A 15,583-nucleotide genomic window follows, 5' to 3' on the forward strand; every position below is an offset into this window, starting at 1 on the left:
CATCTAAAACGAAAAAGTATGACAGAGATAAAGGATAAGCCGGGGGGGCGCCCGGTAAAAAAGACACTGGAAAGACAGAACAGGGTAGTCAGTACGAAGCTGACAAAACTGCAATACTACGCAGTCAAAAGGCGAGCCGGAGAAGCCGGAGTAAAGGTCAGCGAATATGTCCGGCAGGCTATTATTACGGCAGAGGTCGTTCCACGTCTGAACAGGCAGGATGCGGACACCATCCGCAAGCTGGCAGGAGAAGCCAACAACCTCAACCAGTTGGCACATCGGGCAAACGCAGGAGGGTTTGCGCTTGTAGCGGTGGAGTTGGTAAAACTCAAAAACGGGATTGTCGAAATCATAAACCAGTTGTCCGATGATTGGAAAAATAAAAAAGGGAAGCGGTTTTAAGGGGTGTGTAAACTATGTGCTGGGCAAGGAACAGGCGGCTTTGCTTCATGCGGACGGGGTACTGACGGAAAGCCGGGGAGATATAATCCGCAGTTTCTGCACACAGGCAGGGATGAATCCCGGTCTGAAAAAGCCGGTCGGACATATTGCGCTAAGCTATTCGGTAGTGGATGCGCCCAATCTGACGGATGAGAAAATGGTACAGCTTGCACAGGAGTATATGCGTGAAATGAAAATCACCGATACGCAGTACATCATCGTGCGCCATCAGGACAGGGAACACCCTCATGTGCATATCGTGTTTAACCGCATAGACAACAACGGCAAGACCATATCGGACAGAAACGATATGTACCGCAATGAGCAGGTATGCAAGAAGCTAAAAGCCAAGCACGGGCTTTATTTCGCAGGTGGCAAGGAGCAGGTAAAGCAACACCGATTGAAAGAGCCGGACAAGTCGAAATACGAGATTTACACGGCTGTGAAGAATGAAATCGGAAAATCCAGGAACTGGCAGCAGCTACAAAAGCGGTTGGCGGAAAAGGACATCACCATCCAATTCAAGCATAAGGGAAAGAGTGATGAGATACAGGGCATATCCTTTACCAAAGGAGAATATACGTTCAAGGGTTCAGAGATAGACCGCAGTTTCAGTTTCTCCAAATTGGACGGATTTTTCGGAGATACGGGGTTGGTAACCGTCGCTGAACATAATGGGCAACAAGTTGGTGCACTAGTCCGGGAACAGGCTCCAGTCCGGGAGAACGGCGGTACATCTTTGTTTTCAGGTTGTGGGGGCTTGTTTTCTCCGAATCCGACAAATGAAGACCCTTATAATCCTTACTTAAAAAAGAAGAAGAAAAAGAAAAGACAACTTAAATTGTAAACGGAATGGACGATAATCTGATTTTAGAGGGGCTTCTCTCAATGGTTACTGAACTGAAAGAGAAGCAGGAAGCACAAATAACCCCAGCCAGTCGGGAGGAAACTCTCGAACGGTTTGGAGCGATTGAACAGGCATTGTCGAGGCTGCACAATAACCCGGCTGTTCCTGTGGAGAAGTTGCAGACTATTCAAAGTCAGCTTGACGATGTACGGAACAGGATACAAGGTCAGCAGCAGCATATTGAGGACACCAAGAAAATATCATTGGAAACCTATCGTTGTTTCAAAACAATGGTTGATACATTGAACGCTTACAGGACAGAGAAAGAAAGTGTAATTCCCTTACCGTTTTATCAACGGATTTACAACAAGGTTACTTCTTGGATTCGTCCGGGATTGTTTATCTTTTCGGCAGTGCTGGTTCTCTGTTCCGCTTCCATATGTTTGAACATTCGTTTGGTTACACGAATACAACAGTTACAGGACAACGATATAAAATATCGCTATTTACTGATGCAGGGACAGGCAGATGGAACGACCCTTGATTTGCTGGAGAACAATTTCAAATGGCAGAGAAATGAGCGTTTTATCCGAAGCCTGACGGATTCGGTGATTGATTTTGAATACCGCTTGCGGAAACAGGCGGAAGCGTTGGAGCGTGCAAGACTGCTCAACGAACAAGCCGAGCAGTTGAAAAAGGAAGCTGACAAGATGAAGAACCGTTAATACTGATAATCAGGAAGAAAGATATTTATGTTCTTGAACAGATAAACAGAGATAATCCGCTCAGATAATATCATTCTTCCTGATTTTTTATATATTTGGGATTGATGATGTTAAACATATAAAAGTAAAGAGTATGAATTCTGAAATAACCTTAGAAATAAATAGTTACAAGCATAATATATTAAGGTATGAATATGGCTTTTGTCGTAACATTGATTGGAAAGGTAGACCTACTACTGGGATATTGGGTGGAGACATCTATGTAGAGATGGAATCTGATAGCAGTAATGATGTATTGGAAATGCTGCTTGCCGATATGGACAGACCGCTTCAAAGTTTCTTTTTAAGGTCTGAACCCATACCTGTGTTCGGACGGATAATTCATACCAAGGATGACATGATGTTTCGTGAAATCGCTTTTGATGAAGCGTACCTTTATTTTCACGAGGAGAGTATGAGTGCGGAGGGAAATGCTCCTATGATTACTCGTTTCCTCATATCTCCTACACGGTTGGATATAAACAGAACCGTTAGAATGGACAGGAGAGTCAGCACGACTTACGGCTTTTGGTGGGAGGAATATAAGGAGGAAGAAAACTTTAAAGTAATTACTCGTGTTTTAGAAGAGGGTTCAGTAGGTGAAATTGTTGAAGTTTATTGGAAAGATGCAAATTCTCATCAAAGAATAAATGAATTTCCTCATAATGGTATAGCTACCTTATGTGCTGTAGTAAAACATGCAACTGAAGGTGATAAGGTTAATTTTATACTTGAATTTGATGATGGCACTTTCAAACGGTTTTCAGGTGTCGTTGATTCAAGAGGTATAGTAGAAGTGAAAAATGTAAAATTGTTATAATTGGAGGATTTTTATATGGTTAAGGTTATTGGTCTTTATAAAGACTCAGAAAAAAGTGCTACTTTAAATAAAGTTCATTTAAAAGCATATTGGGCAGATGAGGATGGTAATAAAATAGACAAAGGGTATTTTGGCTCTACGGTAAGATTATATATTGAAGAATATTGGGCTTACAATGTCCTATTAAAGATATTTTTAAAACAGGAGGACTTTGAAGAGGTAATATTCTTAGATATGTTGAAAAATATAATTCCTGCTTATTTTTTCCAAATGCAAAATTATTTAGAAGTTTGTTTAAAACAGTCTTATGATTATAAGAGTTTATTGTCCCAAAAAGAAATAAAACTATGTTGTGGCATTTCGAATGGATTTGGGTATTTTCAAGAAACTCCTATAATCGCTTCTATGCCAATAATCAACAAAATTCCTTGGATGGATATTGCTATCGGAGAATTAGGTGTTCAAGAAGTAAGAGGGAAGAAACATAATGAAAGAATTATAGAATATCATAGTGTTACTAATTCAAATTTTGATAAAGATGAGATACCTTGGTGTTCCAGTTTTGTTAATTGGTGTTTATATCAAGTTGGAATTGTGGGGACAAATAACGCATTAGCATATTCTTGGTTGCATTATGGAATAGAATTAAATAAACCAGCTTATGGGGCAATAGCAATTATGAATTATTCTCATGTTGGATTTGTGGCAGGAATCAATGACGACCATCGAATTATCTTATTAGGAGGGAATCAAGGGGATGCTGTTACTTTATCTCCAAATTCTTCAAAATTAGTGAAGTCATATAGATATCCAATTGGGTTTACACCTGATTATAATCTTCCTAAATATCATCTTAAAGGAAGAAGTTTGGATGTTTCATCAACGCGATAATAATCATTTTTATGAGCAAATTTATTTTATACATAAGCATGACAATATTAGGCTTTATATTCATGCCATTTTATGCTAATTGCCTGAATATTGATAGTACGAATATAAAATCTAAAACAAAAGACACATTAGTTTTTTGTTATAATTGTGATACATTAAGTCAAACTCTTGTTTTTCAGCGAATAGACGATATAAAAATTGATTTTGAACTAACCTCGTATAATAAGTTAAAAAATGAAATTAAGAGAGTAAATGGTGTAGCTGAAAATAAATACTCATCTGATTATGGCTCAGAAATGGATTTCAATGAAGATGGTGAGATGTACCTTGTTATAGAGTATTTATATGAAAGTGAAGAAATTTTTCTTTCTTTCAGATTTAATAAAGAGTACACTAAGGTTAATGTAGAGGTAGCTGATGAGGTGTTTCCAAATAAATATTGTCCATTACATTCAATCAAAGCATTATCAAAATGTAAAAGTAGGTGATGTGCTTTGGCAAATTTAGTCAAGGATATGGGCATTTTATATCTTATATTTAGTCTTTTGATTGTTGGTATTACTTCTATTTGTATTATTGGGTATGTAGTTAAAACAAGAAAATATCATTTCTTATGGATTATTGTTGTTTTGATAGTTTTATTGTATTCAGCAAATGAACTTTACAACTATTATCGAACATGTCAAATACCACGTATTATCCCGCTTTCATTTAGACAAGTTAATGCTGATGAAATTCATAGTATAATACCATATAACAAAAATTATCCAGTATATGTATTAGAATTTAATTCAGATAAAAAATTGGAGGATTTTTCTCGTGCTCCAAAAATAGCTTTTTTATCTCCTTTTATAGAAAGAAAAGGCTATCAGTCTATTTTAGAAATAGGAAAAGATTCTGTTCTTGAGAGTATTTATATATATCCAAGTAAAAAAACTAATAGATATGATTATATTGCTTTATTCCAAAATGATAATGAATCCATAGAGAGGCTACAACATTATAATATACTTTATTTTAGGCTGTTTTTTCTTGGTTATTTAGCTCCTATTTATGGTACACTATCTGTTCCTGTTCCAATGTTTGATAAACACAGTAGAGATTCAGACCAATTGTTTTTTAATAAATATATAATTCCATAATAACTTGATACTGAGTTGAATTGTGTATAGAATGTATATTATGAAACAAGGTAAAATGCGAAAACGATTATTTATTATAATTGCAATTGTGCTTATTGGATTTGTTGTCATTGAAAAAAATATCCAAACGACCAATAATATTAAGATATATAATGTAGGTGTAGATAGTTGCTGCACCTACTTGATAAATAATTTTGTTGATAATGAAATGCTCTTGCATTCGATATTAGAAGAATTGAATAATAGTAAATATCCTGTCAATTCTTTTATAACGAACGAAGAATCTGCAAGTTATTCAGATGGATCAGTTTATACTAATGGGACAAGTGATTTATTGTATTTTAAAAAGCACCATGATAAAACAGATAAGTTCTTATTTGTCAGTTTGTTTTTGTTAGAAAGAAACAACTGTGATTTGCAGATGAAATCTTATACAGACAGTTGTGCTGTTTATCTTGGTACTTTTGATGAATTAAGTGTTAATGTATTAAGATGCTCTCTGAATAAAATAGAATCGGAGAAATTTGAAAAAAAACATAACAATTTTCTATATAAGTTTTGCAATACAAAGGGAAAGTGTTTAGAAGTATCATATATGGACTGGGGGGGATGTTTTAGCTTGCATTTGGTTGATAACAATAAATAGTAAGAAAATACCTAAAATTATTTGATATTTGCGAATAATTTATTAGATTCGTTTGAAATAATACACCATAATTCTAATTATATCCATCTATGAGCCAATACAATAATATTTTTATAAGCAGAGACGATTTTCTGGATTATAAAGCAAAAGGAATCCCATATACCGGATTTGTCATAGGAGAAGGGTATGCTTTTGTGCAATATCAGAATTATTATGAGGACACGGAGGGAACGGTCATGGATATAAACGACAATATACCATCATACCAGATATGCATACCTAACATTGTTCAAATCCAATGCATTGATACCTCAAAGGAAATGATAAAAAAAAGCCTTAGAGGGCTGTTTGACAAAAACGGATGCGCAAGGTATGTCGTTTGTGAAGGAGATACCTTAGCATATATTGCAGAAATGTTTGACGTTACTGTTGAGGAATTAAAAAGATGGAATGATCTGTCAAGTGAGTATTCTATATCCACAGGACAAAGATTATTAATAATTGACATAACGGAAAGAAGAATTATAGATATACCAGAACAGGTCTACCATGGTGAAATTAAAGAATTGAAAGGATTAGCAGCTTTTGAGATGGACATAAACTCTCCTTCTTCAAACATTTTAGGAGAAGGGCTAAGGTTATTCACAAAATTCTTTTATGATGGGGTTAATGCCCCTGTAATTTGGATTACAGGACATACACTTGGAGGTTTTTCTCAAACACCACAAGAAAGAACTCAAGCATTCATGGACTTTGCTCCCACTGCATTCATTGGAGGAGCACTAAGAATTTTAGGACCTTGCAGTCAAATAACAAGTGGTCTTAATGGCTATAATGCTTATGTCAAATCTCCAATGTATAAACAAAATCTTTATAAGCCTAAAGGACACGGATGGCAAAAAGAGGCTGGAAAAATGTTTCAGCAGGCTAAACAACGTTTCAAAATGAGTGGAGAAGGTAAATCATTTATTGACATGGTAGAAACTTTCAACTTTTGGAATGATACCTCAGAAGAACATTTTTAAGTGGTATGAAACTTCAATAGATACATTAAACAACAAAAGCAATAAGTAATAATGAGTGCACCAGGTATATATTATCATATTGGGAAATTCTTAGTTTGGATTTGGCATAATCATACACAGAAAAAAAAGATAAAATATGAAGATATTATATTTCAATATCCAATAAAACTATTCTGGATAGTTGGCATTATTGTAGGAATATTATTCATCATAATAGGATATACATTATTCAGACTGACCAAAGACCTATGAGACCAACGGAAAACCGATGAATGGTCGGTTTGTTTCTAAAACGAATTATGGAATGAATATTCAAAAACGATAATAATGATTGATATTGTAGGACTGGAAAGTATAGGCAAATATATTATTTGGCTATGGAGTAAATATGTGAAACGAAAACATATACCTTATATGGACCTTGAGTTTCATTATCCCAACTATCTCTTTATAGCATTGGGGATTCTTGTATGTGCCATTATCTTGGGAATAGCAATTGGCTATTTTTCAATTAAATAAGGAAGAAAAATTGTACTATCCTCAAACTATCAGGTAAGCAATAAAAGCATCAAGTGGTATGACAGGTAAATTTATACATTGGATAAAAAAGAACGGTTGGAAAATAGTTGGTATCTTACTGGCTATGAATATTATTTACGTCTATTTCTCTGATAAATATTACTTTTATAATTCCGAAAATGTACGCTATACCATAGCCAAGTATAAGAATACAAGTTTTCTGGTAGGAAAAAGTCCAAAAACACAATATGATTTTTCTTATGAAGTGAATGGAAACAGCTATAATACTTACACAAGAGCAACTCTTAGCAATTACAATCTTGAGGAAGACAGACTACTTATTAAATATTCAACAAAGATGCATGGAGCAGGAGTTGTTGTAAAAACAGTTGTTCCTAAATGGGTTCTGGCTCCACCCAAAGACGGATGGAAACAGTTCCCTCCCGACATAAACTGGAAAGGCGCGGAGCTTGATACCGCCTATATGAAGAAAATGAATCTGGAAATACCTAAATAATGTTCATGTTGCGAAATAAGTTAAAACAAATAGGACAATTAGTAACAATTATATTGTTCTTTACAGCATTTAGTGTAAACATATATTTATCATGTTTTTATTTAAAGTCAATACCAAAATCGGAATATATCTCTGGCATGTTCCTTGGTGTCTTTATTTTGCAATTGTTTGTTTCTTTTTTGTTTATCATAACTGATTTATGGTTGCACTGCAACGCAATTCGTATAATGGCTGTAATTATGTTGGTAGCGACCTGTTTATTCAGTTTCGGATACATATATTACACAAACAGCAAACCCATAGCACCGGACATCTTTATATTAATGCAAGGCTGTGTGTTCATTTATTTGTTTTTGTCAATGGTCATTTCGCATCTTGTAAAAAAACATTATTAGCAAGGGAGGTCTATCCTTAAATGGCATTCTTTTGCAATTCATTAACATTAACTTGGCAAAGCTATTCATCAAATTTATGGAAATAAATCTCTCACAAAAAAAGAAATGGATATTTAGGATTATTTGCATTTGTGTTTTATTGCAATTGCCTATATTCTACTTTATGGATAAGTTCTATTATTTTAATGACAATAATATTCGTTATACAATTGGAACTTACTATAAAGATGGATTTGTTATCAATTCAAGTTCAAGTCAAGAAAAAGGATTCATTTATTATGTTGATAGTATTAGACATGTCGCAACAACAAGTAAATTTAATAATACAGATGTGTCTCATAAATACGCATTGATAATGTTCTCTGCGGTATTTCCGGGCAATGCGAATGTCTTAAGTACCATTGTTCCCAAATGGGTACTTGCGCCACCCAAAGACGGATGGAAACAGTTTCCTCCTGACATAAACTGGAAAGGCGCGGAGCTTGATACTGCCTATATGAAGAAAATGAATCTGGAAATACCATAAATAATGTTCATGCTGTGAAATAAATTGAAACCAATAGGCTAATCAGCAAGAAATATGTATTTACTTAAAGTCAATTTCTATACGGGATGTCTTTTAGCTTTTTATAATAAGGTTAGTTTATGGCTTTGTATATATCCAAAACAAACTAAACCTATTTCTATTAGCAGCAAAATATTTATGCTGGCGAAAAGAGAAATAGTCTTTTTCTTTTCGCCAGTATTTGTTTGGTTGAATTATTGGCAGTTTGCAGAAGTGATAAACTCCTTTATTTCTTCCTCACTTGGAAGTTCTATCATGTACTTCTGCACGAAGATGTTCGGGTCTAATCCGGCAGTGGCATATTTTACTAATGTATCTCCCTTTTCGGTACAAAGCAAGATTCCGATAGGTGGATTATCGTCCGGCTGCATCACTTCCGCTTTAAAGTGGTTAAGGTACATATTGAGTTGTGAAGCATACTCATGGCGAAACTTGTCTATCTTCAATTCCACAATGACATGGCACTTCAAAATGCGGTGATAGAATACAAGGTCAGCAAAGAAATAATCCTCATCAATCAGGATACGTTTTTGCCGGGCTTCAAAGCAGAATCCATGTCCCATTTCCAGCAGGAAGTGTTGCAGGTTGTCAAGAATGGATTGCTCCAAGTCGCTTTCTGTTACTAAGGCACGTTCATTCAATCCTAAAAATTCTAAAGTAACAGGGGTGTTGATAACATCTTTAGGCTGCAATAAGGCTGCTTGTTGCCGGACTAAATCGGAAAGAGCTTCCTTGTTTTTGGATAGTCCGCTACGTTCATAGTATAAAGACGCTATTTGCCGTTCCAGTTCTCTTGCAGACCAACAGCCACGTATTGCTTCCATTTCATAGAAAGCACGCTTTATAGGACTTTCGATTTTAGATATGAATTTTAAGTGAGAATATGGCAGCTTGTTGAATAATCTTTCTGAAGGAATACTCCATTTATTATGTTGTATTTCTGATGTTTGTAATTCGGCACACACTGAGTGCCGAATTGGCTCTGTGAATTCGGCGGACAGTGTGTGCTGAATTTCATTTCCCGACATGATATAGTGTAATACTTGTTCTTTCAGTTGTGGATAAACAAGGTACAGCCGCCTAAACTCACGAAATCTACGTTCATTCAGACCTTTTGTTTTCAGCCGTTGTTCCAGCTTCTTCAACAGTTGTTCGCCGTATGCGGCACGGTCTTCTCCGTTCTGCTCAAACTCCACGATATAGCACCCCATAAGCCAGTTACGGGCGGTAAGGGCGAGGTTTACTGCGTGTGCGGCTTGTGCCTGCAACGTGTTCTGTATCGTACTGATATGTTCTACTAATGATTCAAAGTCCATAGTTACAAAGATAAGTCTTTTATGGTTAAAACTTTAATTCGGGTAAGCTGTTTATTGCTTCCTCTTTCAATTTATCCACCGCACGAGTGTATTTCTCCGTATGCTTCAATCCGCTATGCCCTAAAAGACTGGCTACTGTCTTGATATTCGCACCATTGTTCAAAATATTCACGGCAAAGGAGTGTCTTGCACAATGCCAGCTTATGTGCTTGTCTATTCCGGCTCTTTTAACCCAACGCTTTACTGATTTACAGCAACTTTCGTATGAGGGCAAATCGAATATCAGACAATTCTTGTCTGCCGGAGCTTCGCCAATGATAGACAGCAAACCATCGTTCAGTGGAATAACTACACCGCTGCTGGCTGAATGTCCTTTTGTCTTGCTTTGCTCGAATTTCAATAGTCGGTTGGCATAGTCCACATTTTTATAAGTAAGGTCTTTCACATCACAGAAGCGTAAGCCGCAGTACAGACAGAAGATGAAAGCCCGTCTGACTGTCGGATTTTCATTGTCGTAATGGCAAGCTATCAGTTTCTGTATTTCTTCGGGGGAAAGTACATCTTTCCGGAGTATTTGGCTATCTACTTTGCATGTAACACCCTTACATGGGTCTTTCAGCATGACATCATGGTCTATGGCATATCGAACAACTTTCTTGAATCGTTGGAAAATGCTTTTTGCACCCTCGCCCACACTTCGGGATTGCAGGTAAGCAACAAATTGTTCCATCATTTCTTTGGTAATGAGTTCGGGCTTGATGCTAAATTCATTCACAGGATATTGTTCTTTCAAAAAGTCCTTGAAACGACTAAGCGCAATTTGCACCATACGAATGTCTTTCTTCGTGTAGCTGTTAATGTAGGCTTGATAATAATCTAAGAAATTAACCGTTCTGTCTTTCTTCAAGCGGTAACCAAGCATACTTTCCTTAAATTCCTGTTCACGTTCTGCACGTATCTTTGTGGCAAGCTCTAATGTTTCCTTGTTCTGTTGTCGTTCCGCAGGAGTACGTGGTTTGTCTATCAGATACAGGCTAAGGTTTTCTTTTCGCCTGTGATGTTTGACAGTAAACTTTGGTTTTCCTTGCATCTTACCGCTTTCGTAATACACCTGATTGCCGCTTTCATCCAATACGGGCTTTTCCTCTCTACCTAAATAATACTCCAAGTAAAGGCTGATTCTACCATCCGAAAGCTTATTTTGTTCCAGTTTCGGATTTTCTTTCGTTTTATTTTCTAACTTTGCCATTGTTTAGAGGTTTTATCCCGATTTAGGTACCGTAACCGGGTAAAATTACTAAATAGTTGATTTTCTTTTGTTTTCCGATATTGCAAAGGTATAAAAGAAAATTATATTTCAAAGTGTACTAAAAGTGTACTGAATAACAGAAAACGGGCAAAATATGGCAAAAATGGAGAAAATAGGAAATATGCAAACTATTGATAATAAAGGAGATAAGTTCTTTTGTCTTCCTATGATTTCTATGCCTTGTACCGGGTCTGGGTACTGAAGCGGAGAAAGTTGAAAAACTCTCTCCGTTTTTCTTTTCTATCCCTCGTAACTCGTTGGTCTAAATTGGATCAATCCGAAACTTCAGTTGTTTTCAGTCTGTTTCTTTCCGTATTAGGTTATGAATTAATTTTGAGCTTGTGCAAATTTATTCTTAATACTTAATGGATTTATGACTAATGATGCATGATTTTATTCGTCTGACAACTGTTTCTTTTTCGTCTGACAATTGTTAGACGAAAGAATAACAGTTGTCAGACGAAAGTTCAACAACTGTCAGACGAATAAAGTTATGTATGACGAGTATTAAATCACTGCGTACTGCCAATTAGTAATATAGGTAAGAAGAATAGATAAAGTTGTATTCTGAAGAACTGTTGCATTCTGAAAAATAGATATGCAAATGCTGTTTGTTAAAAGGAGATGGGCAATTCGCAAGACTGACTGAAATTTCCTGTTTATTCTGTTTTTGAGGTAAAGTAAGTTGAATTCATAAATTTTATCCAAAAGAAGGCAAAAGAATAAAATAAACAAGCGGAAGCGTAACACCCTGTCAATAAAAATACTATATTTATTGCAGCTAGAGAGCACTTTAAGTAATGCTTAAGAGGAAAAATGAAAAGTAGTATATATACTATATATTTTCTATTATTAATTACTTAAACACATTTTTTATGGAAGCCAAGAAATCAAAAAAGGCTGCAATTGAGAATCAACGGGGTTCTTGGTTGTTGATGGGTTTGGTTGTTGCGCTCGCTTTCATGTTCGTTTCGTTCGAATGGACACAACATGATGTCAGGGTTGCGGCACTATCATCAGATGATGAATCCATCTTTGTGACAGAGCTAGTTCCAATCACATTCCCTGAGGAAAAGCTGGAACCGCCTCCACCTCCCGAAAATAAGGTCGTAGACATATTAGAAATAGTAAAGAGCGATATAGAGGTGACGGATGAGGTTTCTACAGTATCAGAGGATATGAATGCAGTTCATGAAATTGTATGGATACCGCCTGTGGTGGAAACCGAAACGGTAGTTGAAGACGTTATTCATGTCAGCGTTGAGATTATGCCGGAGTTCCCGGGTGGTACGGCTGCTTTAATGAAATATTTAAGCGGTAATATCAAGTATCCGACGATTTCACAGGAAACCGGCTCACAAGGAAAGGTTATTGTTCAGTTTGTTGTAGATAAGGACGGGACGATAACGAATCCTGAAGTGGTACGAGGGGTTGATCCGTATTTGGATAAAGAAGCTGTCCGTGTGATCAGTTCTATGCCGAAGTGGAAACCCGGAGTGCAGAACGGTAAGAAAGTTCGAGTAAAATATACTGTGCCTGTGATGTTCAGACTTCAGTAATTGCTTGAAATAGATGAGTGTAAAGAGGGTATGTCAAGATTCGGAATCGAATGAGCCATTGACATACCCTCTTTTTCTATATTTGTTTTTTATCTTTTCGGTCATACCAGATATTTGAGAGTAAAGAGGGCTGCGAGAATATACATGGTGAGTGATATCTTCTTGAACTTACCCGATAGCAGATTGGTCAGTACATAACTGATAAGCCCGAGAACAATACCGTCTGAAATGCTATAAGCCATTGGAATCATAATGATACAGATGAATGCCGGAACTGATTCCGTGAAATCATCCAGATCAATGTCTTTGATAGGTGACATCATGAATAAACCGACCAACACCAGGATAGGGCAGGTTGCCGCACTTGGGATGGAGAGGAAAAGCGGTGCGAAAAGCAAGGCTATTCCGAAGCAGATAGCAGTTACAAAAGAAGTGATTCCGGAACGGCCTCCTTGAGCGATGCCTGATGCGCTCTCTACAAATGTGCTTACCGTATTGGTTCCTAACATTGCCCCTACGGTAGTCCCGATAGCATCGGCCATAAATGCCTGTTTGGCACGGGGCACTTTCCCATTAACCAACATTCCGGCTTTGTTGGATACGCCGACCAACGTGCCGATGGTATCGAACATATCAATAAATAACAATGTAAACACAGTAAAAGCCATTTGAGTGGTGAGCACTTTTGAGAAGTCGAACTTGAAAAATACCGGTTCCAATGAGGGAGGTATACTGACGATTCCGTTAAATTCGGTAATTCCCATCGGAATGCCGATCAACATTGTCAAAAGGATTCCCCATAGCATAGACCCTTTTACCTTTTTTATAAGTAACACGGAAGTGATGGCAAGTCCGATAAGCGCCAAAAGCGGAGAACCGGAAGTGATATTGCCGAGTGTCACTAAGGTTGCATCGTTCTTGGTGATAACTCCGGCATTCTGCAATCCGATGAAGGCGATAAAAAGTCCGATACCTGCCCCAATGGCGTTCTTTAGGGAGTCTGGTATGGCGTTGAGGATGGCTTCACGTAAGTTGGAAAGGGTCAGTAGGATAAACAGGATGCCTTCGATAAGCACTGCTGTTAATGCAAATTCCCAAGTATTACCCATACCCAGACAGACTGTGAAAGCGAAAAAAGCATTTAGTCCCATGCCGGGAGCAAGCGCGAACGGAAGTTTGGCCCATACCGCCATAATAAGAGTGGCTATTAAGGAAGCTGTGGCGGTAGCGGTGAATACCGCCCCCTTATCCATGCCTGTGACACCCAGTATGCTAGGATTCACGGCAAGAATGTATGACATAGTCAGAAATGTAGTAATACCTGCAAGAATCTCAGTTCTTACCTGCATGGAATGTGAATTGAATCCAAACAACTTTTGTAGCATATTCTTGTTTTCCATATTCTTCGAATATTTTTAGACGTTACAAAAGTAGATAAATTTTAGACAATCGGGGTGTATTCAGTTGTTGAATTCTTCTTGCGCCACTATTCTGTCTTTGCGATAAAAAACATATCTTTGTATCCGAGAATAAAAAACGAACGTTTGTTTTATGAATCTTCTACTTTCTATAAAAAGACCTTTTATTTGGCTTTCCCGTTTTCGCTATCGTTGCGGATATGGTGTGCATTCCCCTTTTGCTTTCAGTCTGATAACGGATGTGATTTATGAGTATACACCCTATTATGCATATCATGCTTTGCAAGAAGAGCAGAGAAAGAAAGTGAGAGAATGTGGGTGGAGTAAGAGTAGAGGAAAAATAAACCGCTTTTTGTTCCGGTTGGTGAATAAAGTACAACCTGCCACTGTTATAGAAGTGGGACAGCCTTCGACGGCTTCACTTTATTTGCAGTCGGCTAAGCCTTCCGCTTCTTATCTATTTGCTTCCGACCTCTCGGAACTGTTTCTGGATGCAGATACTCCGGTCGATTTTTTATATATGAATAATTATCAGAATCCTGAACTGATGGAAGAAGTTTTTCATATTTGTGCGCAGCGGGTTACTTTGAAAAGTGTGTTTGTGGTGCAGGGAATTTGCTATTCAAAGAAGATGAAAACGCTTTGGAATCAATTGAAGGAGGACGAGCGGGTTGGGGTTACTTTTGATTTGTATGACTTGGGTTTACTCTTTTTTGATAAAACAAAGATAAAACAGCATTATATCGTCAACTTCTGAGAACCTTTGTACGTTAACCTTATATAGATGATTAAAAAAGAAAATTATGAAAAAGAGCCTTGTATATACAAAAACCGGTGATAAGGGGACTACCAGCCTAGTTGGCGGCAGTCGTGTGCCGAAAACGCATATCCGCCTGGAAGCCTATGGGACAGTGGACGAACTGAATTCGAATTTGGGCTGGTTGTACACCTATCTGTTGGATGAGGCGGACCGTCACTTTATTTTAGGAGTTCAGCATAAGTTGTTTGCTATCGGCTCCCATCTCGCTACCGATCAGGAGACAATGCAGTTGAAACCTGCGAGTATTATAACTTCCGGAGATGTAGAAAGTCTTGAACATGAAATTGATAAGTTGGACGAACAGTTGCCGGAGCTTTGTGCCTTTATTATTCCGGGTGGAAGTCGGGGCGCATCTGTTTGTCACATCTGCCGGACAGTCTGCCGACGGGCCGAAAGACGTATTTTGGCTTTATCCGAAACTTGTACAATTTCGCCCGAAGTATTCGCTTTTGTCAACAGATTGTCAGACTATTTGTTTGTATTATCCCGGAAAATTAATTTTGATGAACAAAATAACGAAATATTTTGGGATAATAGTTGGAAATGATAGATTTTATTATACTTTTGCCGAAAAATAGAAAGCAAGACA

17 protein-coding genes and 1 pseudogene are annotated in these 15,583 nt (G+C 37.3%); 14 read left to right on the forward strand and 4 right to left on the reverse strand.

Annotation, left to right across the window (positions count from 1 at the left end; all coding sequences use genetic code 11):
- Nucleotides 1-18: 18 nt before the first annotated feature.
- The 11 genes from H8S63_RS03285 (at nt 19) to H8S63_RS03335 (ending at nt 8,533) form a co-directional block, all read left to right on the forward strand.
- Nucleotides 19-402, forward strand: coding sequence for a MobC family plasmid mobilization relaxosome protein (locus H8S63_RS03285; protein ID WP_013618441.1), 384 nt, complete (start codon nt 19-21; stop codon nt 400-402).
- The gene (locus tag H8S63_RS03290; protein WP_013618440.1) at nt 368-1,288 is read left to right on the forward strand and encodes a relaxase/mobilization nuclease domain-containing protein; all 921 of its coding nucleotides are present in this window, start codon (nt 368-370) and stop codon (nt 1,286-1,288) included. Before H8S63_RS03285 ends, H8S63_RS03290 begins: the two co-directional genes overlap by 35 nt.
- Nucleotides 1,289-1,293: 5 nt before the next feature.
- Nucleotides 1,294-2,013, forward strand: a complete 720-nt coding sequence (locus H8S63_RS03295) for a hypothetical protein (RefSeq protein WP_149965220.1) — start codon at nt 1,294-1,296, stop codon at nt 2,011-2,013.
- Nucleotides 2,014-2,146: 133 nt separating this feature from the next.
- Entirely contained in the window at nt 2,147-2,872 is a 726-nt protein-coding gene (gene tssD, locus H8S63_RS03300) for a type VI secretion system tube protein TssD (RefSeq protein ID WP_149965221.1), read from the forward strand.
- A 15-nt stretch (nt 2,873-2,887) separates the two neighbouring features.
- Nucleotides 2,888-3,763 carry a TIGR02594 family protein gene (locus H8S63_RS19835; protein WP_013618437.1) on the forward strand — a complete coding sequence of 292 codons (876 nt, stop codon included), beginning with the start codon at nt 2,888-2,890 and terminating at the stop codon, nt 3,761-3,763.
- An 11-nt stretch (nt 3,764-3,774) separates the two neighbouring features.
- Entirely contained in the window at nt 3,775-4,251 is a 477-nt protein-coding gene (locus H8S63_RS03310; protein ID WP_013618436.1) for a hypothetical protein, read from the forward strand.
- A 6-nt stretch (nt 4,252-4,257) separates the two neighbouring features.
- Nucleotides 4,258-4,905 (forward strand): hypothetical protein, encoded by a 648-nt coding sequence (locus H8S63_RS03315; RefSeq protein WP_147331563.1) that lies wholly within the window; start codon nt 4,258-4,260, stop codon nt 4,903-4,905.
- Nucleotides 4,906-4,945: 40 nt separating this feature from the next.
- Complete coding sequence (locus H8S63_RS03320; protein ID WP_240058706.1) at nt 4,946-5,551, forward strand: hypothetical protein; 606 nt, start codon at nt 4,946-4,948, stop codon at nt 5,549-5,551.
- Between the two features lie 89 nt (nt 5,552-5,640).
- Nucleotides 5,641-6,576, forward strand: a complete 936-nt coding sequence (locus tag H8S63_RS03325; protein WP_186925720.1) for a LysM domain-containing protein — start codon at nt 5,641-5,643, stop codon at nt 6,574-6,576.
- Between the two features lie 577 nt (nt 6,577-7,153).
- Nucleotides 7,154-7,612: a hypothetical protein gene (locus H8S63_RS03330; protein ID WP_149965225.1), complete on the forward strand. Its 459-nt coding sequence runs from the start codon at nt 7,154-7,156 to the stop codon at nt 7,610-7,612.
- Between the two features lie 558 nt (nt 7,613-8,170).
- A complete protein-coding gene (locus tag H8S63_RS03335) occupies nt 8,171-8,533 on the forward strand; it encodes a hypothetical protein (protein WP_149965226.1) in 363 nt (120 codons plus the stop codon).
- A 233-nt stretch (nt 8,534-8,766) separates the two neighbouring features.
- Here H8S63_RS03335 and H8S63_RS03340 read toward each other — a convergent pair whose 3' ends face one another.
- From H8S63_RS03340 to H8S63_RS20280, 3 genes and pseudogenes are all read right to left on the reverse strand, one after another.
- Complete coding sequence (locus tag H8S63_RS03340) at nt 8,767-9,888, reverse strand: YhcG family protein (RefSeq protein ID WP_149965227.1); 1,122 nt, start codon at nt 9,886-9,888, stop codon at nt 8,767-8,769.
- A 25-nt stretch (nt 9,889-9,913) separates the two neighbouring features.
- Nucleotides 9,914-11,137: a site-specific integrase gene (locus H8S63_RS03345; RefSeq protein ID WP_149965228.1), complete on the reverse strand. Its 1,224-nt coding sequence runs from the start codon at nt 11,135-11,137 to the stop codon at nt 9,914-9,916.
- A 118-nt stretch (nt 11,138-11,255) separates the two neighbouring features.
- Nucleotides 11,256-11,459: pseudogene (locus H8S63_RS20280) on the reverse strand (hypothetical protein); the annotation flags it as partial.
- A gap of 613 nt (nt 11,460-12,072) precedes the next feature.
- On the opposite strand from H8S63_RS20280, the gene H8S63_RS03350 reads away from it, so the two are divergent.
- Nucleotides 12,073-12,756, forward strand: a complete 684-nt coding sequence (locus H8S63_RS03350) for an energy transducer TonB (protein ID WP_186925721.1) — start codon at nt 12,073-12,075, stop codon at nt 12,754-12,756.
- Nucleotides 12,757-12,857: 101 nt separating this feature from the next.
- On the opposite strand, the gene H8S63_RS03355 is transcribed toward H8S63_RS03350, so the two are convergent.
- A complete protein-coding gene (locus H8S63_RS03355) occupies nt 12,858-14,156 on the reverse strand; it encodes an NCS2 family permease (RefSeq protein ID WP_055279252.1) in 1,299 nt (432 codons plus the stop codon).
- A gap of 151 nt (nt 14,157-14,307) precedes the next feature.
- Here H8S63_RS03355 and H8S63_RS03360 point away from each other — a divergent pair, with 151 nt between their 5' ends.
- Nucleotides 14,308-14,931 carry a hypothetical protein gene (locus tag H8S63_RS03360; protein WP_007755741.1) on the forward strand — a complete coding sequence of 208 codons (624 nt, stop codon included), beginning with the start codon at nt 14,308-14,310 and terminating at the stop codon, nt 14,929-14,931.
- Between the two features lie 46 nt (nt 14,932-14,977).
- On the forward strand, nt 14,978-15,541 hold the full coding sequence (locus H8S63_RS03365; RefSeq protein WP_007755739.1) for a cob(I)yrinic acid a,c-diamide adenosyltransferase: 564 nt from the start codon (nt 14,978-14,980) through the stop codon (nt 15,539-15,541).
- Nucleotides 15,542-15,583: the final 42 nt, after the last annotated feature.

It is taken from the genome of Bacteroides sp. NSJ-39 (genome assembly GCF_014287315.1).
GTDB classification, from domain to species: Bacteria; Bacteroidota; Bacteroidia; order Bacteroidales; family Bacteroidaceae; genus Bacteroides; species Bacteroides finegoldii.

Coding starts and splice junctions, on each gene's coding strand:
- H8S63_RS03285 (WP_013618441.1), top strand. CDS start 19: ATGACAGAGATAAAGGATAAGCCGGGGGGGCGCCCGGTAAAAAAGACA.
- H8S63_RS03290 (WP_013618440.1), top strand. CDS start 368: ATGATTGGAAAAATAAAAAAGGGAAGCGGTTTTAAGGGGTGTGTAAAC.
- H8S63_RS03295 (WP_149965220.1), top strand. CDS start 1,294: ATGGACGATAATCTGATTTTAGAGGGGCTTCTCTCAATGGTTACTGAA.
- tssD (WP_149965221.1), top strand. CDS start 2,147: ATGAATTCTGAAATAACCTTAGAAATAAATAGTTACAAGCATAATATA.
- H8S63_RS19835 (WP_013618437.1), top strand. CDS start 2,888: ATGGTTAAGGTTATTGGTCTTTATAAAGACTCAGAAAAAAGTGCTACT.
- H8S63_RS03310 (WP_013618436.1), top strand. CDS start 3,775: ATGAGCAAATTTATTTTATACATAAGCATGACAATATTAGGCTTTATA.
- H8S63_RS03320 (WP_240058706.1), top strand. CDS start 4,946: ATGAAACAAGGTAAAATGCGAAAACGATTATTTATTATAATTGCAATT.
- H8S63_RS03325 (WP_186925720.1), top strand. CDS start 5,641: ATGAGCCAATACAATAATATTTTTATAAGCAGAGACGATTTTCTGGAT.
- H8S63_RS03330 (WP_149965225.1), top strand. CDS start 7,154: ATGACAGGTAAATTTATACATTGGATAAAAAAGAACGGTTGGAAAATA.
- H8S63_RS03335 (WP_149965226.1), top strand. CDS start 8,171: ATGGATAAGTTCTATTATTTTAATGACAATAATATTCGTTATACAATT.
- H8S63_RS03340 (WP_149965227.1), bottom strand. CDS start 9,888: ATGGACTTTGAATCATTAGTAGAACATATCAGTACGATACAGAACACG.
- H8S63_RS03345 (WP_149965228.1), bottom strand. CDS start 11,137: ATGGCAAAGTTAGAAAATAAAACGAAAGAAAATCCGAAACTGGAACAA.
- H8S63_RS03350 (WP_186925721.1), top strand. CDS start 12,073: ATGGAAGCCAAGAAATCAAAAAAGGCTGCAATTGAGAATCAACGGGGT.
- H8S63_RS03355 (WP_055279252.1), bottom strand. CDS start 14,156: ATGGAAAACAAGAATATGCTACAAAAGTTGTTTGGATTCAATTCACAT.
- H8S63_RS03360 (WP_007755741.1), top strand. CDS start 14,308: ATGAATCTTCTACTTTCTATAAAAAGACCTTTTATTTGGCTTTCCCGT.
- H8S63_RS03365 (WP_007755739.1), top strand. CDS start 14,978: ATGAAAAAGAGCCTTGTATATACAAAAACCGGTGATAAGGGGACTACC.